General features: G+C 71.6%; 21 protein-coding genes. 2 read left to right on the top strand and 19 right to left on the bottom strand.

Translation table 11 applies throughout. The annotated features are described in order from the left end of the window. Window positions 1-51 precede the first annotated feature (51 nt). The 14 genes from ispG to GQQ93_RS02305 all read right to left on the bottom strand — a co-directional run bounded on the left by ispG (window position 52) and on the right by GQQ93_RS02305 (window position 13250). On the bottom strand, window positions 52-1182 hold the full coding sequence (gene ispG / locus GQQ93_RS02370) for a flavodoxin-dependent (E)-4-hydroxy-3-methylbut-2-enyl-diphosphate synthase (RefSeq protein WP_157422597.1): 1131 nt from the start codon (window positions 1180-1182) through the stop codon (window positions 52-54). Window positions 1183-1250: 68 nt separating this feature from the next. Then, window positions 1251-1970 (bottom strand): hypothetical protein, encoded by a 720-nt coding sequence (locus tag GQQ93_RS02365; protein ID WP_157422596.1) that lies wholly within the window; start codon window positions 1968-1970, stop codon window positions 1251-1253. A gap of 99 nt (window positions 1971-2069) precedes the next feature. Beyond that, complete coding sequence (locus GQQ93_RS02360; RefSeq protein ID WP_157422595.1) at window positions 2070-3119, bottom strand: alpha/beta fold hydrolase; 1050 nt, start codon at window positions 3117-3119, stop codon at window positions 2070-2072. Between the two features lie 96 nt (window positions 3120-3215). Next, window positions 3216-3857, bottom strand: a complete 642-nt coding sequence (locus GQQ93_RS02355; RefSeq protein ID WP_212277231.1) for a CoA transferase subunit B — start codon at window positions 3855-3857, stop codon at window positions 3216-3218. A gap of 1 nt (window position 3858) precedes the next feature. Continuing rightward, window positions 3859-4632, bottom strand: coding sequence for a CoA transferase subunit A (locus GQQ93_RS02350; protein ID WP_157422594.1), 774 nt, complete (start codon window positions 4630-4632; stop codon window positions 3859-3861). Continuing rightward, complete coding sequence (locus GQQ93_RS02345) at window positions 4629-5543, bottom strand: alpha/beta hydrolase (protein ID WP_246192017.1); 915 nt, start codon at window positions 5541-5543, stop codon at window positions 4629-4631. The genes GQQ93_RS02350 and GQQ93_RS02345 overlap by 4 nt, the downstream gene beginning before the upstream one ends. Then, window positions 5540-6286, bottom strand: a complete 747-nt coding sequence (locus GQQ93_RS02340) for a 3-hydroxybutyrate dehydrogenase (protein ID WP_157422592.1) — start codon at window positions 6284-6286, stop codon at window positions 5540-5542. Before GQQ93_RS02340 ends, GQQ93_RS02345 begins: the two co-directional genes overlap by 4 nt. Next, window positions 6283-6966, bottom strand: a complete 684-nt coding sequence (locus tag GQQ93_RS02335) for a TetR/AcrR family transcriptional regulator (protein WP_157422591.1) — start codon at window positions 6964-6966, stop codon at window positions 6283-6285. Before GQQ93_RS02335 ends, GQQ93_RS02340 begins: the two co-directional genes overlap by 4 nt. Beyond that, window positions 6963-8537 carry a class I adenylate-forming enzyme family protein gene (locus GQQ93_RS02330; RefSeq protein ID WP_157422590.1) on the bottom strand — a complete coding sequence of 525 codons (1575 nt, stop codon included), beginning with the start codon at window positions 8535-8537 and terminating at the stop codon, window positions 6963-6965. Before GQQ93_RS02330 ends, GQQ93_RS02335 begins: the two co-directional genes overlap by 4 nt. Further along, window positions 8530-9621, bottom strand: coding sequence for a branched-chain amino acid ABC transporter permease (locus GQQ93_RS02325; RefSeq protein WP_157422589.1), 1092 nt, complete (start codon window positions 9619-9621; stop codon window positions 8530-8532). The genes GQQ93_RS02330 and GQQ93_RS02325 overlap by 8 nt, the downstream gene beginning before the upstream one ends. After that, the gene (locus GQQ93_RS02320) at window positions 9618-10493 is read right to left on the bottom strand and encodes a branched-chain amino acid ABC transporter permease (protein ID WP_157422588.1); all 876 of its coding nucleotides are present in this window, start codon (window positions 10491-10493) and stop codon (window positions 9618-9620) included. The genes GQQ93_RS02325 and GQQ93_RS02320 overlap by 4 nt, the downstream gene beginning before the upstream one ends. Then, complete coding sequence (locus GQQ93_RS02315; RefSeq protein WP_157422587.1) at window positions 10493-11218, bottom strand: ABC transporter ATP-binding protein; 726 nt, start codon at window positions 11216-11218, stop codon at window positions 10493-10495. The genes GQQ93_RS02320 and GQQ93_RS02315 overlap by 1 nt, the downstream gene beginning before the upstream one ends. Beyond that, window positions 11215-11970, bottom strand: coding sequence for an ABC transporter ATP-binding protein (locus GQQ93_RS18005; protein WP_157422586.1), 756 nt, complete (start codon window positions 11968-11970; stop codon window positions 11215-11217). Before GQQ93_RS18005 ends, GQQ93_RS02315 begins: the two co-directional genes overlap by 4 nt. An 83-nt stretch (window positions 11971-12053) precedes the next feature. Then, a complete protein-coding gene (locus GQQ93_RS02305; protein WP_157422585.1) occupies window positions 12054-13250 on the bottom strand; it encodes a substrate-binding domain-containing protein in 1197 nt (398 codons plus the stop codon). 136 nt (window positions 13251-13386) lie between these two features. On the opposite strand from GQQ93_RS02305, the gene GQQ93_RS02300 reads away from it, so the two are divergent. Together GQQ93_RS02300 and GQQ93_RS02295 are read left to right on the top strand one after the other, a co-directional pair. After that, window positions 13387-14571, top strand: a complete 1185-nt coding sequence (locus GQQ93_RS02300) for an acetyl-CoA C-acetyltransferase (protein WP_157422584.1) — start codon at window positions 13387-13389, stop codon at window positions 14569-14571. Between the two features lie 135 nt (window positions 14572-14706). Further along, a complete protein-coding gene (locus tag GQQ93_RS02295; RefSeq protein ID WP_246192015.1) occupies window positions 14707-15957 on the top strand; it encodes a low temperature requirement protein A in 1251 nt (416 codons plus the stop codon). Window positions 15958-16035: 78 nt separating this feature from the next. Here the strand turns inward: GQQ93_RS02295 and GQQ93_RS02290 are convergent, their stop codons facing one another. The 5 genes from GQQ93_RS02290 to dxr form a co-directional block, all read right to left on the bottom strand. Next, window positions 16036-16335, bottom strand: coding sequence for an SHOCT domain-containing protein (locus GQQ93_RS02290; RefSeq protein WP_157422583.1), 300 nt, complete (start codon window positions 16333-16335; stop codon window positions 16036-16038). A gap of 158 nt (window positions 16336-16493) precedes the next feature. Further along, on the bottom strand, window positions 16494-17159 hold the full coding sequence (locus GQQ93_RS02285) for a response regulator transcription factor (RefSeq protein ID WP_157422794.1): 666 nt from the start codon (window positions 17157-17159) through the stop codon (window positions 16494-16496). After that, complete coding sequence (locus GQQ93_RS02280) at window positions 17156-18364, bottom strand: sensor histidine kinase (protein WP_170296098.1); 1209 nt, start codon at window positions 18362-18364, stop codon at window positions 17156-17158. The genes GQQ93_RS02285 and GQQ93_RS02280 overlap by 4 nt, the downstream gene beginning before the upstream one ends. A 91-nt stretch (window positions 18365-18455) precedes the next feature. Further along, complete coding sequence (locus tag GQQ93_RS02275; RefSeq protein WP_157422581.1) at window positions 18456-19781, bottom strand: M50 family metallopeptidase; 1326 nt, start codon at window positions 19779-19781, stop codon at window positions 18456-18458. A gap of 45 nt (window positions 19782-19826) precedes the next feature. Next, window positions 19827-20921, bottom strand: a complete 1095-nt coding sequence (dxr, locus tag GQQ93_RS02270) for a 1-deoxy-D-xylulose-5-phosphate reductoisomerase (RefSeq protein ID WP_157422580.1) — start codon at window positions 20919-20921, stop codon at window positions 19827-19829. Between the last annotated feature and the right edge of the window lie 7 nt (window positions 20922-20928).

The following is a 20928-nucleotide window of genomic DNA, read 5'->3' as shown; positions in this document are numbered from 1 at the left end:
GTCGGGGCATCCGATGTGCGAGAACCTACTCGCCTCCGGTCGAGGCGGCTACTACGGGGTGACGACGGTCGGCGTGCCGACCGGCGCATCCACGCCCATCTCGTCGGCGATGCGGTTCGCCTCGGCGATGAGCGTCGCGACGATCTCGGACTCGGGCACCGTCTTGATGACCTCGCCCTTGACGAAGATCTGGCCCTTGCCGTTGCCCGAGGCGACGCCGAGGTCGGCCTCTCGCGCCTCGCCGGGGCCGTTGACGACGCAGCCCATGACGGCGACGCGGAGCGGCACGCTCATGCCCTCGAGCCCGTCGGTGACGTCGTTCGCGAGCTTGTACACGTCGACCTGCGCACGGCCGCACGAGGGGCACGAGACGATCTCGAGCTTGCGCTCGCGGAGGTTCAGCGACTGCAGGATCTGCAGGCCGACCTTCACCTCTTCGACCGGCGGCGCGCTGAGCGAGACACGGATCGTGTCGCCGATGCCCTCGCCGAGCAGGACGCCGAACGCGGTCGCCGACTTGATCGTGCCCTGGAATGCGGGACCCGCCTCGGTCACGCCGAGGTGCAGCGGCCAGTCGCCCCGCTCGGCGAGCATGCGGTACGCCTTCACCATGACGATGGGGTCGTTGTGCTTCACCGAGATCTTGAAGTCGTGGAAGTCGTGCTCCTCGAAGAGCGAAGCCTCCCAGACGGCCGACTCGACGAGCGCCTCGGGCGTCGCTTTGCCGTACTTCTGCAGCAGTCGCGGGTCGAGCGAACCGGCGTTCACGCCGATGCGCAGCGAGACGCCGGCCTCCTTCGCCCGGCGGGCGATCTCGCCGACCTGGTCGTCGAACTTGCGGATGTTGCCCGGGTTCACGCGCACCGCCGCGCACCCCGCGTCGATCGCTGCGTACACGTAGTTCGGCTGGAAGTGGATGTCGGCGATGACCGGGATCTGGCTCTTCTTCGCGATGATCGGCAGCGCCTCGGCGTCGTCGCGGCTCGGCACGGCGACGCGCACGATGTCGCAGCCCGAGGCCGTGAGCTCGGCGATCTGCTGCAGGGTCGCGTTGATGTTCGTCGTCGGCGTCGTCGTCATCGACTGCACGCTCACCTGCGCGTCGCCGCCGACGAGCACCTTGCCCACCTTGATCTGGCGCGACTTGCGTCGCGGGGCCAGGACTTCGGGGATTTTCGGCATTCCGAGATTCACAGCAGGCACGACTCAAGTCTAATTGCGTCGAGCGGGGTATCGGCTGCGAGTGCGACTCAGGCGCAGCCGTCCTCGTGGATCGGCATCGGCGCACGCACGCGTGCGACACTCGATCCGTCGTCGCTCGCGACGAAGTCGACGCCGAAGCGCTGTTCGTGCGAGGTGCCGTCGGACCAGACCTCTTCACGGACGACGTAGTCGAGATAGGGGCCGGAGCAGCCGCTGGGGTTGACCTGGAGCTCGGGCATCGCCGCCAGCTCGACCCAGGTCCACCCCACAGCAACCCCCTGCTCGGTCGTCAAGGTGAGGCCCGCGGAGTCGGGGGCGGTGAGCGAGACCGTGAAGCCCGGGCGGTACAGGGTCCGCTCGTCGTCGGCGAAGTCCGCCCATCGGTCGATGTAGCGCTGCTCCCGCAGCTCCACGCCGCCCCAGCGATACGTGCGAGTCGGCGGGTAGTGGTTGTTGCCCGGGTGGTCCTCGACGGTGGGAGCCGACCCGATGACCTGCTCGATGGTCGCGACCGCCGGCTCGGCGGCGTCGAGGTAGTCGAGTTCCAGGATCACCGTTCCGGCGGCGTCGCGCAATTCGACGACATCGGGCCGGGGGACGATCGCCGTCACGGTGTCGATCGGATCGACCGTCGGGGTCGGCGCCGGCGTCGTGGGGCGCGCACTCGTCGCCGGCGGCGTCGGCACGCCGCCCCCCTCAGCAACGCAGCCGGCGAGCAGTCCCATCGCCAGCACCGCCACCATGACCGAGACGAGACGTCGCGTCATCTCCGTAACCTCCAGTCCTGCAGACACCTCACGCCATTCTGGTGCCGGAGGTGTGCCGGTGGAGCGAACGCCCCGACACGATCCGATAACGCCCCGCAGTCACCCGATGAGCTCGGCGAGCGCCCCCAAGAACGCCTCGGGATGCTCGAGGTGCGGCGAGTGCCCGCAGTTCTCGAGCTCCACCTCGGTGACGGCGCCGCCGCCCGCCGCGTAGCGCGCGAGCACGGCGCGGGTCTGCGAGACCATCGGCTGCGGCGGGGCGATCTCCTCGCCAGGCCATCCGGGGATGATGCCGGCCTTGCCGAGCTGGTTCAGGTCGAAGAACGACGCATCGCCGACGATCGCGTCCTGTGCGCCGTGAATCCAGAGCACGGGCGGCTTCGCCTCGAGCTCGACGATCGCCGAGGTGTCGAAGTTCGTCGGCGCCATCGTGTTGAGCACACCGCGCCCGCCGGGGGCGAAGCCCGGCCAGTTCTCCGAAGCGGTCGCGTCGCCCGGGTAGTTGTCGAGCCCCGTCGCCGTCGAGAGCATCGACTCGACCCAGATCGGCTCGTACTCCGAGGCGAACCCCGCGGCGACGTAGCTCGAGCGGTAGACGGCGAGCGGCGAGGCGCCGGCCTCCTCGGTGCGGTCGCCGGCCTCGAGCCGGGCCACGAAGTCGGGGTTCGCTCCCCCGCCGCCGCTGCCCGCGGCATCCGCGACGAGCAGCGAGCCGTCGGCGGCGGTGCCGCCGAATCCGTAGGGCGACACGGTCGACTGCAGCGTGAGGCTCGCGACGAGCTCGGGCCGGTCGAGCAGGAGCTGCATGACGACGCCGCCGCCCATGCTCCAGCCGACGAGGTGCACGGCGCCGAGTTCGAGGGCGTCGATCACGCTCGCGACGTCGTCGGAGAAGTCGCGGACGCCCCGAGTGGCGTCGACCGGCAGCGTCTCGCTCGTACCGAAGCCGCGGAGATCGATCGCGACGGCATCGATCTCGGCGGGCAGCGCGAGCATGATCGGCTGCCAGAACAGCGAGGAGGAGACGTTGCCGTGCACGAAGACGACGGTCTTCGAGGCGGCGTCCGATCGTCGGCGCAGGACGCCGGCGCGGAGGCGGGGCGTCTGCACGGTTCCCGACTCGATGCCCGGGAGGATGGTGTCGGTCATGATGTGCTCTTTCCGGGGTCGGCGCGGTCTCGGTGCGGGTCGCGTTGGACCCGCACCGAGCCTCACGTGGGATCGGTTCGGTCTCGGGGCTGCGGACTACGCGAGCCCGGAGGTGTCGAGGGGCGGCTCGGTCGCGGCGACCACCTCGTCGACGGTGACGCCGGGCGCGCACTCGACGAGCACGAGCCCGTCGGGAGTGACGTCGATCACGGCGAGGTCGGTGATGATGCGGTGCACCACCCCGCGGCCGGTCAGCGGCAGCGAGCAGTCGTTCACGATCTTCGGCGAGCCGTCCTTCGCGACGTGCTCCATGAGCACGATGACCCTGCGAGCGCCGTGCACGAGATCCATCGCACCGCCGGGGCCCTTCACCATCTTCCCGGGGATCATCCAGTTGGCGAGGTCGCCCCCCGCCGACACCTGCATGGCGCCGAGGATGGCGGCGTCGATCTTGCCGCCGCGGATCATGCCGAAGCTCTGCGCGGAGTCGAAGTAGGCGGCGCCGGGCAGCACCGTCACGGTCTCCTTGCCGGCGTTGATCAGGTCGGGGTCGACCTCTGCCTCGCTCGGGTACGGTCCGACGCCGAGGATGCCGTTCTCGGACTGGAGTACGACGGTCACCTCGTCGGGCACGTAGTTCGGCACGAGCGTGGGCAGGCCGATGCCGAGGTTGACGTACGAGCCGTCGGCGAGTTCGCGGGCGGCGCGGGCGGCCATCTCGAGTCTCGTGAGTGCCATCTCAGTTCCCCTCCCGCACGGTGCGGCGTTCGATGCGCTTCTCGATGCCGGTGCCGACGACGACGACGCGGTCGACGTAGACACCCGGCAGGTGCACGCCGTCGGGGTCGAGCTCACCGGGTTCGACGAGCTCCTCGACCTGGGCGACGCAGACGCGCCCGGCCATCGCCGCGAGCGGCGAGAAGTTGCGCGCCGACTTGTCGAAGACGAGGTTGCCGTGACGGTCGCCCCTCAGGGCGTGCACGAGGGCGAAGTCGGTGGTGATGGCCTCTTCGAGCACGAACTCGCGGGGCGAGCCTGCGAACTCGAACGTCTGCACGGGCTTCGCGGGGCTCGCGACGGCGATGGTGCCGTCGGCGTGGTACCTGCGGGGCAGCCCGCCCTCGGCGACCTGCGTGCCGACACCGGTCTGCGTGAAGAAGGCGGCGATGCCCGAGCCTCCGGCCCGAAGCTTCTCGGCGAGGGTGCCCTGCGGGGTCAGTTCGAGCTCGAGCTCGCCCGAGAGGTACTGGCGCTCGAACTCCTTGTTCTCGCCGACGTACGAGGAGGTCATCTTGGCGATGCGCTGCTTCGCGAGCAGCACGCCCAGCCCCCAATCGTCGACGCCGCAGTTGTTCGAGACGACGGAGAGCCCGTCGACGCCGGCATCGAGCAGTGCCTGGATGAGCACCATCGGGATGCCGCAGAGCCCGAACCCGCCGACGGCGAGACTGGCTCCTGAGGGGATGTCGGCGACCGCTTCTTGGGCGGACCCGACGACTTTGTCGAGTGTCACGTTGCACCTTCCTGTGTGTCGGCGGCCTCGATGCGGGCGCGGATCACAGGGATCACGCTACCCGTGCCGCCCTCGGTCATGAGGATCGTGTAGTGGTTGACGTCGGCGACCTCGTGGGTGACGAGCGCCGGCACCCGCGCGGCCCACTCGGCGACGAGCGCCTCGGGGTAGAGCGGTGCCTCGTCGAGGAGCCCGCGCGGCGCGCGGAACACGTCGACGGGCGCGGGCAGCGCCGCGAGGGCGGCCGTGTAACCGCCCCGCCCGTCGAGCTCGACGGCGTTCACGGCGACGGCGTCGGCGTTCGCCGAGCTGCGGAGCTGGGGCTCGCGCCCGTCGAGGTCGTAGTCGACGTACCCCTCGATCGCGTCGTTCCAGTACGGGCCGAGGGCCGGATGCCGCCGCCAGAAGGCGAGATAGGCCGCACGATCGGCGAAGGTCATCGACAGCCGCTCGAGAGCGGGCCCGAGCAGCAGCTTCGGCAGCTCCTCGGCGGCGACGCCCGCTGGGCTCGGCACGGGCAGTCCGCCGTCGACGAGCGCGAGGCCCGCGACCCGTTCGGGGTGGCGCTGCGCGAGCCGCACCGAGACGAAGGCGCCCATCGAGTGACCCACCACGTAGGCCCGATCGATGCCGAGCGCGTCGAGCACCGCGGCGAGGTCGTCGGCGTGCTGCTCGAGCCCGTACGGCCCCGGCAGTCCGTTGCTGTGCCCGCGCCCCCGGAGGTCGGGTGCGACGATGCGGCGCTCGGGCATCGCCTCGGCGAAGAGGTCCCAGTTGCGGTGGCTCGCGGTGATGCCGTGCACCGCGAGCACGGGCAGCCCCGCGGCATCCTCGTGCCATTGGCCGCCGACGAGCGCGCCGCCCGCGACGGGCACCGAGAACGCGGACGCGGCGAGGGAGGCGGTGGTCATCGTGCGCTCCATCCGCCGTCCATCGTGTAGCTCGCCCCCGTCACCATGCCGGCGTCGGGGCCGGCGAGCCAGAGCGCGAGGCTCGCGACCTCGGCGGGCTCGACGAGTCGCTTGACGGCCGACTCGGTGAGCATGATCTTCGGCAGCACCTCGGACTCGGGGATGCCGTGCACCCGGGCCTGGTCGGCGACCTGCCTCTCGACGAGCGGCGTGCGCACGTAGCCGGGGTTGATGCAGTTCGAGGTGACGCCGTGCGGGCCGCCCTCGAGCGCGGTCACCTTCGACAGCCCCTCGAGGCCGTGCTTGGCGGCGACGTACGCCGACTTGAACGGCGAGGCGCGCAACCCGTGCACGCTCGAGATGTTGATGACGCGGCCGAATCCGCGCTCGTACATGCCCGGGAGCGCCGCCCTGATGAGCAGGAAGGGCGACTCGAGCATGAGCCGCATGATGAGCGAGAACCGCTCGGGTTCGAAGTCCTCGATGGGTCGCACGTGCTGGATGCCGGCGTTGTTCACGAGGAGGTCGGCGTCGAGCGAGAGCTCGGCGAGGGCGGCGGTGTCGCTGAGATCGACCGCCCAGGCCTCGCCGCCGAGCTCGCCCGCGACGCGCTCGGCGGCCGCGGCGTCGAGGTCGGCGATGACGACGTGCGCGCCCGCGGCGGCGAAGGCGCGCGCACAGGCCTCGCCGATGCCGCTCGCTCCCCCGGTGACGACGGCGCGTCGTCCTGAAAGCTCGGTCACGGTTCCTCCTTGTCGTCCGCGGCGGGGCGCGGGTCGTGTGCGAGCGCGGGGCGGCCGAGCGCCCCGGCGATGAATCGCATCATCTCGTCGAGCACGTGCTGCGGCACCTCGCGGGTGCCGCTCGCCGTGGGGTCCGCCGGGTCGCCGGGGGCGGCGTCGCCGTCGCCCCAGAGCACCCAGCGCATGCCGATCATCTCGCCGACGCCCATGAGCGCCCACGCGGCGACGGTCGGATCGATGTCGCCGATCTCGCCCTCCTCCGCGGCGTCGCGGAGGCCGTCGATGTAGCCCTCGACGATGCGCGAGTAGTGCAGCCGCAGGGCGTCGGGCGAGACGAGTTCGGCCTCGCGCACGACGCGGTAGAGCGCCGGGTGCTCGGCGGTGAAGCGGAAGAACGCCGCGAAGCCTGCGCGCTCGGCCTCAATGCGGCTCGCCGCACCGCGAGAGCCCTCGCTCATCGCCTGCCGCACCCGGTGGTTGAGGTCTTCGACGAGCTCGTTGAACACGTCGAGCTTGGTGTCGAAGTAGAGGTAGAAGGTGCCCTGGCCGACGCCCGCGCGTTCGGTGATGCGCGAGACGGATGCCTCGTGGTAGCCGTGGGCGGCGAACACGTGCTCGGCCGCCTCGAGGAGGCGCCGCCGGGTCTTCTCGCCGCGGGCGGTGCGGGGTGCCGCGCTCATCGGGTCTCCTCCAGCTCGGATCGGGTCGGTCGGGGTGCACGGTCGGGGCCGGCTCGTTCGACGAGCGCGCGTCGCAGCACCTTGCCCGCCGCCGAACGCGGCAGCTCGTCGATGAAGCGCACCTCGCGCGGTGCCTTGAAGTGCGCGAGCGACTCGCGGGCGAACTCGATGAGCTCCGAGGCATCCGTGACCCGGCCGCGCGCGGTGACCACCCACGCGACGCCGGCCTCACCCCAACGGTCGTCGGGAACGCCGACGACCGCCACGTCGGCGACCGCCGGGTGCGTCATGAGCGCGGCCTCGACCTCGGCGGGGGCGACGCCTTCGCCGCCGGTGATGTACAGGTCTTTCAACCGGTCGACGATCGTGAAGTAGCCGTCGGCGTCGCGGCGCACGAGATCGCCCGTGTGCAGCCAGCCGTCGCCGAGCGCCGCGGCACTCGCCGCCCCGTCGCGGAAGTAGCCCGCGAAGACGCCGGGGCCCTGCACGAGCAGCTCGCCCTCGGCAGCGCCCTCGAGGTGCTCGCCCGTGACCGGGTCGGCGACGGCGACGTCGACGTGCGGGTAGGGCTTGCCGGCCGATCCGGCGCGGCGCAGCGCGTCCTCGTCGGGCAGGCACAGCACGTTCGGCGAGGCCTCGGTGAGCCCGTAGCCCTGCGTGAGCGCGATGCCGCGGGCGTGCCAGGTGCGCAGCAGCGCAGGCGGCATCGGCGCTCCGCCGACGATCGCGTGCTCGAGGCTCGAGAGGTCGGTGTCGCCGAAGGCGGGGTGCTGGGCGAGGAACAGGTAGTTCGCGGGCACGCCCATCATGGTGGTGATGCGCCGCTCCTGGATGAGGTGCAGCACTCGCCCCGGGTCGAAGGTGCGCTCGAGCACCACCGTCGCGCCCGTCCACCAGGCGAGCAGCGGCTGGATGTTCCAGCCGCCGACGTGGTATTGCGGCATCACCGCGAGCACCGTGTCGGTCGCCCGCAGTTCGGCGATGCGCGAGAACGAGAGGTTGGTCCAGAAGCAGTTCGCATGCGTCAGCACCGCCCCCTTCGGGGTCGCGGTGGTGCCCGAGGTGAAGATGATGAGCAGCGCGTCGTCGTCGTGCACCTCGGTGCGCTCGGATGCCACGGGCCCGGCGCCCCGGCCGGGTGCGGGCACCTCGGCCTCCACCCCGTGCGCACCGAGTGCGGTGCTCGGCACGCGGCGTGCGAGCCGCGCGAGCGTCGCCCGGCCGAGCGAGTCGAACTCGTTCTCGACGAGGAGGAGCGCGGGCTGCGCGATCTCGAGCTGCGCCGCGAGCTCACGGGGGGCGAGCCGCCACGACAGCGGCACGAGCGCGAGCCCGGCCTTGGCGCAGGCGAAGAAGAGCACGACCTGGTCGGCGCTGTTGCCGGTGATCGTCGCCACCCGGTCGCCGACCGCGTAACCCGCCGCGCGGAACGCCACCGCCAGCCGTTCGGCCCGCTCGTCGAGCTCGCGGTACCGCACGACCACGCCGCGGTCGTCGATCGCGATGCGCTCGGGCGTCGCTCGCGCCCGGTCGCGGGTCCATCGCCCGAGTGTGTGCCGTCCGTCAGGCATCGGCCACCTCTTCCGATTCGGCCGGGTGGCTCGCGCGCCCCGAGCGGATGCGCTGCGGGATGCCCGCGATCCCCCCGGGCAGGAACAGCACCACGAGGATGAAGAGCGTTCCCAGAATGAACAGCGGCTCGCTCAGCGGAACCCGGAGCACGGCCGGAAGCCCCGCGATGAACTCGGAGCCCGCGAGCGCCGTGAGCCGCTGATCGAGCAGTGTGTAGACGATACCGCCGACGATCGCGCCCCAGCGATACCCCACTCCGCCGAGCACCACGATGACGAGGAGGGTCAGGGTGAAGTCGGCCGTCGCGACGCGCGGCGCCGCCCCCGACTGCAGCAGCAGGTAGCCCATTCCGGCGACGGCGGCGAGCACCGAGGCGACGATGAAGATGAGCAGCTTCACGTTGTACGGCCGGAGGCCGAGCACCCGCACCCGCAGCTCGTTCTCGCGGGTCGCCGCGGCGACGTGGCCGGCCCGGCTCTGCTCGACCCAGAGCACCACGAGGTACACGAACACGAGCACCCCGAGCGCGACCCAGTAGAGGTTGCGAGTGTTGAGCACGCCGACGAGGGCGCCCGGCACGTGCTCGATGTCGAGCGCGAGGCCCTCGTCGCCGCCGGTGGCCCCGCCGGGGTTGCGGCGGATGAGCACCGAGCCGGCCTGGGCGAAGGCGAGGGTCACCATCGCGAAGGAGATGCCGGTCACCCGCAGCGCGAGCGCGCCGACCGTCGCGGCGAGCACGAAGCCCGCAGCGAGGGTGACGACGATCGAGCCGAGGAAGATGAGCTCGCTCGGCCACTCGGCGGGGCCGAAGGCGTCGAGCGTCATGCCGAGCCCGTAGGCGCCCGCCGCGAAGAACAGGGCGTGCCCGAACGAGAGGAGGCCGGCGAGTCCGAACATCATGCGGTAGCTGAGCGCGAGGGCCGCGATGAGCATCGCGTAGGCGATGAGCTGCAGCGTACCGGGCGTGTACGTCGGGCCGGGCAGCACGCCCGGGATCTCGATCGCGAGGAGCGGCAGCACGGCGAGCAGCACCACGAGGAGCACGCCGCCCACGGCGAGCCAGAGGGTCTTGTTCCGGGTCATGCGATCTTCCCCATGAGTCCTCGCGGGCGGATGAGCAGCACCGCGGCGAGCGCGACGACGACGACGAGGTCGCCGGTGCCGCCGAGGTAGTAGTTGGCGAACTGCTGGAGCACGGCCACGAGCACCGAGGCGACGGCGGCGCCCGTGAGCGATCCGAGACCGCCGATCACCGTCACGATGAACGCGAAGATGAGCAGCACCGAGCCGAGGTGGGCCGAGACGTAGCCGTAGTACACCGAGGCGAGCACCCCGCCGAGGCCTGCTGCCGCGCCGCCGATCGCGAACACGAGCGTGAACGAGCGTCGCACGTCGATGCCGAGCGCGGTGACCATCTGCCGGTTCTCGACGCCCGCGCGGATGATGAGGCCGTAGCGGGTGCGCTTGAGGAAGAGCACGATGCCGCCGAGCACGATGACGGCGCACGCGATCAGCAGGAACCGGTCGTTCGGGATCTTCGCCCCGAGGATCTCGGTGGTCTGCGTGAGCCACTCGGGCCGGGCGGTGTAGATGGGGTCGGTGCCCCAGATGCCCTCGAAGAGGGCGACGGTCGCGAGCGAGAGCCCCACCGTGACGAGCGCCTGCTCGATGTGCCGTTCGTAGAGCCGGCGGATGAGCAGGTACTCGGTGAGGGCGGCGACGATCGCGCCGACCGCGATGCCGACGATCGCCGAGATCGCGAGCCCCCACCAGGTGCCGTCGGAGACACGGCGGCCGACCTCCCAGCCGAGGAAGGCCGAGATGGTGAGGAAGGAGCCGTGGGCGAAGTTCAGGACGCCCATGAGGCCGTAGATGAGCGAGAGCCCGCTCGCGACGAGGAAATAGAGGGCGCCGAGGCCGAGACCGGTGATGAGCAGCAGGACGATCGTCGACATCAGGCGGCCTCGCTCGCGTCGTGCACGCCGAGGTGGCGGTGGATGAGCTCCTCGTCGTCGAGGAACTCGACGGCGGTGCCGGTGAAGACGACGCGTCCGCCCGAGAGCACCACGACGCGTTCGGCGAGGCGCCGCACGACGCGCAGGTTCTGCTCGACGAGCAGGATGGGCACGGTCTGCGCGGCCTCGGCGAGCGCGACGGCGACCTCGTCGACGATGCGGGGGGCGAGGCCCTTCGTGGGCTCGTCGACGAGCAGCAGGCGGTTCTCGTTCACGAGCGCCCGCGCCAGGGAGACCATCTGCTGCTGGCCGCCCGAGAGGGTGCCTGCACGTTGTGCCCGGCGTGCGACGAGGTCGGGGAAGAGCCGTTCGACGAGTTCGCGCCGGGGTGCGGCGTCGCGCTCGGCGAGCCGCAGGTTCTCGGCGACGGTGAGCTGGCCGAACACCTCGCGATCCTCGGGCACGTAGCCGACGCCGCGCTGCACGATGCGGTGGGTGGGCAGCGCATCGATCCGCTCGCCCGCGAGGCGCACGTCGCCCGTGCGTTCGATGAGTCCGAGGATCGACTTGATGGTCGAGGTCTTGCCGACGCCGTTGCGACCGAGGAGGGCGGTCACACCCGTGGCGGGCACCTCGAACGCGATGTCCTCGATGACCTGCTGGCCGGCGATGCGCCCCGAAAGGGCGTCGACGACGAGGATGGGTTCGCTGGCGGGCTCGCTCACATCGCCTCCCCGAGGTAGGCGGACTGCACGGTCGGGTTCGCCATCACGGCCTCCGGGGTGTCGACGGCGAGGAGCTCGCCGTGGTGCATGACCGCGACGCGGTCGACGAGGCCGAGGACGACCTCCATGTGGTGCTCGACCATGAGCACGGTGCGCCCGCCCCGATGCAGTCCGCGGATGACCTCGGTGAGCGCGGGCACGTCGCCCGAGGCGACGCCCGCCATGGGCTCGTCGAGGAGGATCACCTTCGGGTCTGCGGCGATGAGCATGGCGATCTCGACCTTGCGCTTCTCGCCGTGGGCGAGTCCGGATGCCTCGGCGCCCGCCCGGTGCTCGAGGCCGACCTCGGCGAGGCATTCGAGGGCGCGCTCGCTCGCAGCGTCGCCTGCCCGGGGGATGCGGACGAGGCTCGTCGCCCCGCCCGCGTGCGCCTGCGCCGCGAGTCGCACGTTCTCGAGCACGCTGAGCGCGGGGAACAGGCTCGAGGTCTGGAAGGTGCGCCCGAGGCCCGCTGCCGCGCGGCGGTGGATCGACTCGCGGGTGACGTCGGCGCCGTCGAGGAGGACGCGCCCGGACGTCGGCCGGACGACGCCCGAGACGACGTTGAAGAGGGTCGTCTTGCCGGCGCCGTTCGGGCCGATGACGCCGAGCATCTGCCCGGCCGGCACGTCGAGCGAGACGCCCTCGAGGATGCGGGCGCCGCCGATGCGGAGGCCGATCTGCTCGAGACTGAGCATCGCGTGGTCGGTCATCGCTGCCTTCTGTCGTGGTTCGGTCGAGGGGGTCGGGGGGGGGGGGGGGCGGCCGCGGGGGGGGGCGCCCCCCGACCCGGGGATCACTCGCCGGCGACCGGCGGTGCGACGTCGTCCGCGTCGATCGTGTCGACGAGTTCGGGCTTCCAGGCGTCGCCGTCCTGCACGAGCTTCGCCTGGTACATCGGCTGGATCACGGCGTGGTCCTCGGCGCGGACGGTGATCTCGCCCTTGACCGAGTCGAAGGTCCACCCCTCGAGCGCGTCGATCATGCCGTCGACGGTGTCGCCGCCCTCGCGCACGGCCTGCACGATCATCTGCGCCGCCACGAAGCCGTCGGGCGAGAACAGGTCGGGGGTGGCGCCTGCGGCCTCGAGGTGCTCGATCATCGCGGCCTCGGCCTCGGTGCCGGCCGCTCCGCCGAAGTAGTGGTTGAGGAAGGAGATCTCGGCGGATGCCTCGCCGTAGGCGCCGTAGGTGGCGACGTCGCCGAGACCGGTGACGACCGGGACGGCGTCGAATACGCCCTGCTGCGAGAGCGCGGTCCACATGGCGCCCGAGGAGGCGCCGGCCCAGGCCACGAACACGAGGTCGGGCGACGCGCTGATCAGCTGCTGCGCGAACGGCGTGAACTCGGTGGCGTCCTCGGCGACGAGCACGCCCTCGACCGTCGCGCCCTTGCTGCCGAGCACGGCCTCGACGCCGGCGAGGTTGCCCTGTCCGAACGCGTTGTCCTGAGCGAAGACGACGACCTTCTTGCCGGCCGGGTCGCCGATGAAGGTGCCGGCGGTCGCGACGTCCTGGAAGGTCTGGCGGCCCGAGCGGAAGGTGTACTCGTTGATGCCGGTGATGGCGTCGGCCGCGGCCGGGCCCGAGATGTAGAGGATCTCGTTCTGCGCGGCCTGCTCGGCGAGTGCCGTCGCGATGCCGGATGCGGCGGTGCCGGCGAGGATCTGGTAGCCCTGGCCGATGAAGTCCTTCGCCTTGGCGACGGCGGTGTCGGGGTTGCCCTGGTCGTCGCCCCACTCGATCTCGAGCTCGCGGCCGTCGACGGTGCCGGTGCCGTCGGTCGCGTAGTCGAGGCCGGCCTCGAATCCGGCCGTGTAGGCCGCGCCGTACGCGGCGAGCGGGCCGGTCTGCGAGGTCAGCATGGCGATCTTGACCGGGGCGCCGGCGTCGCCCGCGGCGGGGTCGGCACCGGCCGTCGGCGCGCAGCCGACGAGTGCGAGGGAAGCGGCGGCGATGACGGCCGTCGCGAGGTACTTCTTCGTAGCCCGCATGGGTTCTGCCTCTCAACTGTGAATGGCTGGGAATGTGATGCCTCTCGGCAAACCTGACAGCTGGTTCAGGTCTCAGGAAAGTACAATAGGCTGCGAAGCGCAACGCTCGCAACCCGTACGAAGGAGTCCAGGAGACATGAGCATCCCCGACGTCGTCATCATCGCGGGGGCACGCACCCCGTTCGCCCGCATCAACGGCAATCTCGCCGGGCAGAGCGCGGTCGAACTCGGCACGGTCGCCATCCGCGGCGCGCTCGCGAAGGCCGGCGTCTCCCCCGACGACGTCGACGCCGTCATCATGGGCCAGGTCCTCCAGGCGGGCGCGGGGCAGAACCCCGCCAAGCAGTCCGCCGTCGCCGCCGGCATCCCGTGGCGCGTGCCCGCGACCACCCTCAACAAGGTCTGCCTCTCTGGCCTCGTCGCGATCACCGACGCCGCACGGCTCATCCGCCTCGGCGAGGCCGACGTCGTCGTCGCCGGCGGCCAGGAGTCGATGACGAACGCACCGCACCTCCTGCCCGGCTCTCGCGCCGGCCACGTCTACGGCAGCGTCGAGCTCCTCGACCACGCCGCGCACGACGGCCTCACCGACGCCTTCGACCGCGAGTCGATGGGAGCCTCGACCGAGCGCTTCAACGGCCGCTACGGCCTCGGCCGCACCGAGCAAGACGAGATCGCCGCCGGGTCGCACGCGCGTGCCGGCGCCGCGCAGGCCGCAGGCCTCTTCGCCGACGAGATCGTGCCGGTCGAGATCCCCCAGCGCAAGGGCGACCCCGTCGTCGTGTCCGAAGACCAGGGCGTGCGCCCCGACTCGACCGTCGAGGTGCTCGCGAAGCTCCGCCCCGCGTTCACCGCGAACGGCACCATCACCGCGGGCAACTCCTCGCCGCTCTCCGACGGCGCTGCGGCCGTCGTGGTCGCGAGCCGCGCGTGGGCCGAGTCGCGGGGCCTGCCGTGGCTCGCCCTCGTCGGCGCCGCCGGCCAGGTGGCCGGCCCCGACAACTCGCTGCACTCGCAGCCCTCGAACGCCATCGCGGCGGCCCTCGAGAAGGGCGGGGTCGAGGCATCCGCCCTCGACGTCGTCGAGATCAACGAGGCCTTCGCCGCGGTCTCGCTGCAGTCGGCGCGCGACCTCGACCTCGACCTCGAGCGCGTGAACGCGCACGGCGGCGCCATCGCGCTCGGCCACCCCATCGGGGCCTCGGGCGCGCGGCTCGCGCTGCACGCCGCCCTCGAGCTCGCGCGCCGCGGCGGCGGCAACGCTGCGGTCGCCCTCTGCGGCGGCGGCGGCCAGGGCGAGGCGCTGCTGCTCAGTCGCTGACCGGCCTCGCGGGGTGCCTCGGCCATGCGCCGGGGCATCCCGGTCATGTCACCGTTTCAGGAAGACGTGCGCGGCTCAGGACGATCTCGACCGTATCGTCCTGACGGGCGTGCGATTTCCTGAAACGATATGCGCATGACGACGCCGACCCATCCCCCACTCGACCACCGGCTGCGCCGGATGGTGGGACGCGATCCGAACGAATCGCATCGCTCCGCCACGCCGCTCGAGCTGCTGTTCGACCTGACCTTCGTCGTCGCCTTCAGCCAGGCCGGCGCGCAGGCCGCGCACCTGCTCGAACTCGGGCACTTCGGATCGGCGCTCATCGCCTTCACGCTCGCGGTCTTCGCGATCTGCTGGGCGTGGATCAACTACTCGTGGCTCGCGAGCGCCTACGACAACGACGACGCGTACGTGCGCGTCGCGACCATGGTGCAGATGGTCGGGGTGCTCGTGATGGCACTCGGCATGCCCGAGTTCTTCCACTCGATCGACGGCGGCGAGCACGTCGACAACGGGGTCATCATCGCCGGGTACGTGGTGATGCGCATCTCGACGATCGCGCTCTGGCTGCGCGTCGCCCGGCACGACCCCGGCTCCCGTCGCACCGCCCTCCGCTACGCCGCCCTGCTCGGCGTCGTGCAGCTGGCGTGGATCGTGCTCATCATCGTGAACCTGCCGTTCGCGCTCACACTGTGGCTCTGGGTGCTGCTCGGCGTCTGCGAGATGGCGGTGCCGCCCCTCGCCGAACGCCGCGGCGGCGGCACCCCGTGGCATCCGCACCACATCGCCGAACGCTACGGGCTGCTCGTCATCATCACGCTCGGCGAGGTCGTGCTCGGCACCATCCTCGCGGTCTCCGCCGTCGTCGAGGAACTGGGCTGGTCGATCGACGCCGCCGCGGTGGCGTTCGGCGGCACACTGCTCGCGTTCGGCCTCTGGTGGACGTACTTCATGATGCCCTCGGGCAAGCTGCTCAGCGCCTTCCGCCGACGTTCGTATCTCTGGGGCTACGGGCACATGGTGGTGTTCGGATCGCTCGCCGCGACCGGCGCAGGGCTGCACGTCGCGGCGAACGCGATCGAGGGCGAGGCCCATATCGACGACGTGGCGGTGCTCGCGACGATCGTGGTGCCGGTCGCGATCTTCCTCATGGCGCTGTTCACCCTCTACACCTTCCTCATGGGACGGTTCGACCCCTTCCACATCGGACTGTTCGCCGGCAGCCTCGTCGTGCTCGCGGGCTCGATCACGGCGGTCGCCGCGGGGGCGAGCCTGCCGCTCGGCATCGTGATCGCCGCGCTCGCGCCGGTCGTCGTGGTCGTCGGCTACGAGACCGTCGGCCACCGGCACCAGCTGCGGGCGCTGGAGGAGATCCTCGGCTGAGCACCGCGGGTGCGACGACGAGGGGCGGACGCCGCACGCGGCATCCGCCCCTCGTCTCACCAGAGCCCGGCCCCCGCGCTACGCGCCTGGTCGGTTCGCGCGCAGCACCTCGAGGCGTGCGCGGTACTCGGTCTCGTCGATGTCGCCGTTCGCGAAGCGCTGGCCGAGCGTCTGCTCGGCGCTCGCGCCGCGCGCCCACGGCGGGCCGTAGCCCTCGGCGCCGCCGTTCGCCCAGGAGCGGCGGTTGCGGCTCACGAGGAAGACGACGAGCCCGATGACGAGGAACCAGAAGATCGGGATGAGGAAGAAGACCCATCCGAATCCGGCCGCCCAGGGGCCGGCGTGGGTGGCCGCGGTGGCGGCGAGGGTCGTGAACATGTGGTGCTCCCGGTTGATTCGTGCGGTCGCGTCTCGACCGTCGAATCGAGTCTCGTCAGGGCCGCCCTCCGGCGAATCCGCCCGTCGGAGGCACTTCGCCTGCTCCCCCGGGAGCAGGCTCGGCGAAGCGGGCGGCGAGTGGGCGGCGCAGCGTGCGCCTACTCCTGCCAGCCGGGCGCCACGAGGCCCGACTCGTAGGCCACGACGACCAGGTGCACCCGGTCGCGGGCGTGCAGCTTCTGCATGATGCGCGAGACGTGGGTCTTGGCGGTGAGCGGACTCAGTACGAGGCGCCCCGCGATCTCGTCGTTCGTGAGCCCCAGTCCGACGAGTCGCAGCACCTCGCGTTCGCGCTCGGTGAGCGTGGCGAGCGAGGCCTCGTCGGGGGCGTCGCGGAGCCCGCTCGCCATCCGCTCGAGCAGCCGCTTGGTGACTCCCGGCGAGAGCAGCGCCTCGCCGGCCGCGACCACGCGCACGGCCCGCAGCAGGTCGACGGGCTCGGTGTCCTTCACGAGGAATCCGGCGGCGCCGGCGCGAACCGCCCTCGCGACGTACTCGTCGAGTTCGAAGGTCGTGACGATGACGACGTGAACGCCCGCGAGCGCCGGGTCGGCGGCGATCTGCTCGGTCGCCCACAGCCCATCGCCGCCCGGCATGCGGATGTCCATCAGCACGACGTCGACCGGGCGATCGCGCACGAGGGCGAGCAGCTGCTCCCCGGTGGATGCCTCGCCGACGACCTCGAGGTCGTCCTCGGCGTCGAGGAGCGCACGGAACCCCGCCCGTACGAGCAGCTGGTCGTCGGCGAGCGCCACGCGGATCATACGGCGTCGCTCCACGGGAGCCGCGCCGTCACGCGGGTGCCGCCGATCGGCGATGCGCCGAGCTCGACGGAGCCGCCGAGCAGGGCGGCGCGCTCGCGCATGCCGAGGATGCCGCGGCCCTCCGTCGCAGCATCGGCGCCGTCGCCCGCGAAGCCGTCGCCGTCGTCGTCGATCACGACGAGGAGCTCGTCGGCGGAGCGCTCGAGCGACACGACGGCGCGGCTCGCCTCCGCGTGCCGCACGACGTTCGTGAGCGCCTCCTGCACGATGCGGTAGGCGGCGAACTGCACGGCACGGCCGGGCGGCGCCGCGAGCCGGTCGTCGAGCTCGACCGCGAACCCGGGGGCGGCGAGCCCGCCGACGAGCCTCGGGAGTTCGGCGAGCTCGGCCTGCGGCACGAGCGGCGCCTCGCCGTCGCGGATCACGCCGAGCACGCTCCGCACCTCCTCGAGGGCGGTCTTCGACGTCTCCTTGATGTGCGCGAGGGCGGTGCGTGCCTGCTCGGCATCGCGATCCATGAGGTGGAGGCCGACGCTCGCCTGCACGTTGATCTGCGAGAGCGCGTGCCCGATGACGTCGTGGAGTTCGCGTGCGATGCGCACCCGCTCGCGCTCCTCGGCCGTCTGCCTGCGGCGCATCGCCTCGGCCCGGTACGCCGCCGCCCGGGTGCGGCGCGTGCGCACGAACCAGCCGATGCCGAAGCACGCGGCGAGCGCGAGGGTCGTGATCGCGATGCGGAACGGATGCCACGTCAGTCCGAGCATCGAGCCGACGACGAGCGCCGCCGCCCACACGGCGACCACCGAGGCCGCGGCCCAGATGACGGCGCCGCGCGCGACGGCGAGCACGATCGCGAAGGCGAGTGCGAGATACGGTGGGCCGGCATCCGAGGTGAGCACGAGATCGGCGAGCGCCAGGAGCGAGACGACCGCCACCGTCGGGCCGGGATACCGTCGCGAGGCGACCAGCGCGAGCGGGCCCGCGACGGCGAGCGAGATCTGCAGGAGCCCCGCGGCCCAGTCGAGGTGCTGCCACACGGCGATGCCGATCGCCGCCGGCACCTGCACGAGCAGACTGATCACGACGGGTGCGAGCAGCACGAACGCGGCGGGCGGAGCCTGGCGCTCGCGCCCGTTCCACGGCGGGCGTCCCGCCCACGGCGGCGGTCCGCCCCAGTTCTGCTCGGGGCTGCGCGAATCCGACACGGCCCGATCGTAGCCCCGTGGCCGCCCGCGGCCATCGACCCGGCGGCGACTCATCGCCTACTCCCCGTGGAGTACGGAACGGCCAGGTGCATCAGAGCAGCGACACCGGCTTCACGATGTCGGCGTAGATGAGCAGCGCGCTCATCGCGCCGAAGATGACGACCACGCCGAGCGTGATGGGCATGAGCTTCGCGAGGTCGACGGGGCCCGGGTCGGGGCGGCGGAAGAGCTTCGCGAAACCGCGACGGATGGCCTCCCACAGGGCGCCCGCGATGTGACCGCCGTCGAGCGGCAGCAGGGGGATCAGGTTGAACACGAACAGTGCCACGTTGAGCGCTGCGAGCAGGCCGACCATGCTCGCCGCCTTCGACGCCAGCGGGATCTCGTCGAGGCTCGCGATCTCGCCCGCGACGCGGCCGACACCGACGACCGACATCGGCCCGTTCGGGTCGCGCTCCTCGGGGCCGAACGCCGCATTCGCGACGTCGACCATGCGCTGCGGCAGGTTGAAGATGATGCCGGCGACACCGCTGATCTGCTGACCGACCGCCGGCAGCACGGCAGTCACGGGCTGCGGCACGGTCTCAGTGGCGGCGGCGATGCCGACGAAGCCCGCCTGCACGGTGCGGGGATCGCCCGAGGCATCCGTGACGACCTGGCCGTTCTCGTCGAGCACGTACCGCTCGCTGAGCATCGGCGTGACCGTGAGCGAGACCGTCTCGCCGTCGCGTTCGACGACGAACGCCACGGGCTCGTCGGCGTGCTCGCGGATGATCTCGGTCGACTCGGCCCAGCTGTCGATGGGCTCGCCCGCGACCGAGACGATGCGGTCGCCCGGTTCGATGCCGGCGGCGGCCCCCGGCGCCGCCGGGTCGCCGGGCTCGCATGCCTGGCGCTCGCTCGTCGCCGGCAGCGCGCACGCCGAGACCGAGCCGACGGTCGTCGAGGCCTGCGCCGTGCCGAAGCCCATGAGCAGCACCCCGAAGAGCACGACCGCGAGCAGCAGGTTCATGAACGGCCCGCCGAACATGACGATGATGCGCTTCCACACCGGCAGGCGGTAGAAGGCGCGGTCCTCATCGCCCGCGCCGATCGACTCGGCGCTCGAGTCCCGCGCATCCTGCACGAGGCCGCGGAAGAATCCCGTCGAGTCCGCGTGCACGCGCTCGCCCTTGGCCGGCGGGAACATGCCGATCATCGAGATGTACCCGCCGAGCGGGATCGCCTTCAGGCCGTACTCGGTCTCGCCCTTGCGGCGCGACCAGATCGTCGGGCCGAAGCCGATCATGTACTGGGTGACCTTGACGCCGAAGAGCTTCGCCGGAACGAGATGGCCGATCTCGTGCAGGCCGATCGACACGGCGAGGCCGATCACGATGATGGCGACACCGATCACGAATGCGAGCACGGAATCCACGGTCGACAGCGTACTGCCGCTCGCTCGGTGCCCGCTGGGTGCTGGCTATCGATCCGCTGAGCGGCGCTCGATGCGCGCGTCGGCGGCGCGACGGGCGGCCTGTTCGGCCGCCGCGAGCGATTCGAGGGTCACGGGGCCGGATGCCTCGTGCTGCTCGACCACCTCGCGCACCGTGTCGACGATGTCGAGGAACCCGATGCGCCCCGCGTGGAACGCGGCCACCGCCTGCTCGTTCGCGGCGTTGAAGACCGCGGGGTACTCGCCGCCCGCACGGCCGACCTGCTTCGCGAGCCGGATCGCCGGGAACGCCTGCTCGTCGAGCGGCTCGAAGGTCCACGTCTGCGCCGCGGTCCAGTCGATCGGTCGGCCCGCCGCCGCGACGCGGTTCGGCCAGTCGAGGCCGAGCGAGATCGGCAGGCGCATGTCGGGCGGCGAGGCCTGCGCGATCGTCGATCCGTCGACGAACTCGACCATGGAGTGGATCATCGACTGCGGGTGCACGACGACGTCGATGCGGTCGTAGTCGACGTCGAACAGCAGGTGCGCCTCGATCACCTCGAGCCCCTTGTTCACGAGCGTCGCCGAGTTGGTGGTGATGACGAGACCCATGTCCCACGTGGGGTGGGCGAGCGCATCGCCGGGCGTCACGTCGACGAGCGACTCGCGGCTGCGCCCGCGGAACGGACCGCCCGAGGCGGTCAGCACGAGCCGGCGCACCTCGTCGTCGGTGCCCGAGCGCAGCGCCTGCGCGATCGCCGAGTGCTCGGAGTCGACGGGCACGATCTGCCCGGGCTTCGCCAGGCGCGTCACGAGGTCGCCGCCGACGATGAGCGACTCCTTGTTGGCCAGCGCGAGCGTCGTTCCGCGCTCGAGCGTCGCGAGCGTCGGCCCGAGCCCGATCGAGCCGGTGATGCCGTTCAGCACGACGTCGGCGTCGACGTCCTGCACGAGCTGCACGGCCTCGTCGATGCCGACGGCCGTGTGCTCGACGCCGAACTCGGCCGCCTGCTCGGCGAGCAGAACACGGTTCGAGCCGACGCCGAGGCCGACGAGCTCGAACCTGCGCGGATTGGCCCGGATGACGTCGAGCGCCTGGACGCCGATCGAACCGGATGAGCCGAGGATGATGATCTTGCGCACGAGACCA

This window comes from Agromyces lapidis (genome assembly GCF_009749405.1).
Lineage (GTDB): Bacteria > Actinomycetota > Actinomycetes > Actinomycetales > Microbacteriaceae > Agromyces > Agromyces lapidis.
This window is presented reverse-complemented; position numbering and strand designations above follow the sequence as displayed.

Bases quoted from the DNA above. Each gene is read 5' to 3' on its own strand.
- ispG (WP_157422597.1), bottom strand. From the start codon at position 1,182: ATGCCGAAAATCCCCGAAGTCCTGGCCCCGCGACGCAAGTCGCGCCAG.
- GQQ93_RS02365 (WP_157422596.1), bottom strand. From the start codon at position 1,970: ATGACGCGACGTCTCGTCTCGGTCATGGTGGCGGTGCTGGCGATGGGA.
- GQQ93_RS02360 (WP_157422595.1), bottom strand. From the start codon at position 3,119: ATGACCGACACCATCCTCCCGGGCATCGAGTCGGGAACCGTGCAGACG.
- GQQ93_RS02355 (WP_212277231.1), bottom strand. From the start codon at position 3,857: ATGGCACTCACGAGACTCGAGATGGCCGCCCGCGCCGCCCGCGAACTC.
- GQQ93_RS02345 (WP_246192017.1), bottom strand. From the start codon at position 5,543: ATGACCACCGCCTCCCTCGCCGCGTCCGCGTTCTCGGTGCCCGTCGCG.
- GQQ93_RS02335 (WP_157422591.1), bottom strand. From the start codon at position 6,966: ATGAGCGCGGCACCCCGCACCGCCCGCGGCGAGAAGACCCGGCGGCGC.
- GQQ93_RS02330 (WP_157422590.1), bottom strand. From the start codon at position 8,537: ATGCCTGACGGACGGCACACACTCGGGCGATGGACCCGCGACCGGGCG.
- GQQ93_RS02325 (WP_157422589.1), bottom strand. From the start codon at position 9,621: ATGACCCGGAACAAGACCCTCTGGCTCGCCGTGGGCGGCGTGCTCCTC.
- GQQ93_RS02320 (WP_157422588.1), bottom strand. From the start codon at position 10,493: ATGTCGACGATCGTCCTGCTGCTCATCACCGGTCTCGGCCTCGGCGCC.
- GQQ93_RS18005 (WP_157422586.1), bottom strand. From the start codon at position 11,970: ATGACCGACCACGCGATGCTCAGTCTCGAGCAGATCGGCCTCCGCATC.
- GQQ93_RS02305 (WP_157422585.1), bottom strand. From the start codon at position 13,250: ATGCGGGCTACGAAGAAGTACCTCGCGACGGCCGTCATCGCCGCCGCT.
- GQQ93_RS02300 (WP_157422584.1), top strand. From the start codon at position 13,387: ATGAGCATCCCCGACGTCGTCATCATCGCGGGGGCACGCACCCCGTTC.
- GQQ93_RS02295 (WP_246192015.1), top strand. From the start codon at position 14,707: ATGACGACGCCGACCCATCCCCCACTCGACCACCGGCTGCGCCGGATG.
- GQQ93_RS02290 (WP_157422583.1), bottom strand. From the start codon at position 16,335: ATGTTCACGACCCTCGCCGCCACCGCGGCCACCCACGCCGGCCCCTGG.
- GQQ93_RS02285 (WP_157422794.1), bottom strand. From the start codon at position 17,159: ATGATCCGCGTGGCGCTCGCCGACGACCAGCTGCTCGTACGGGCGGGG.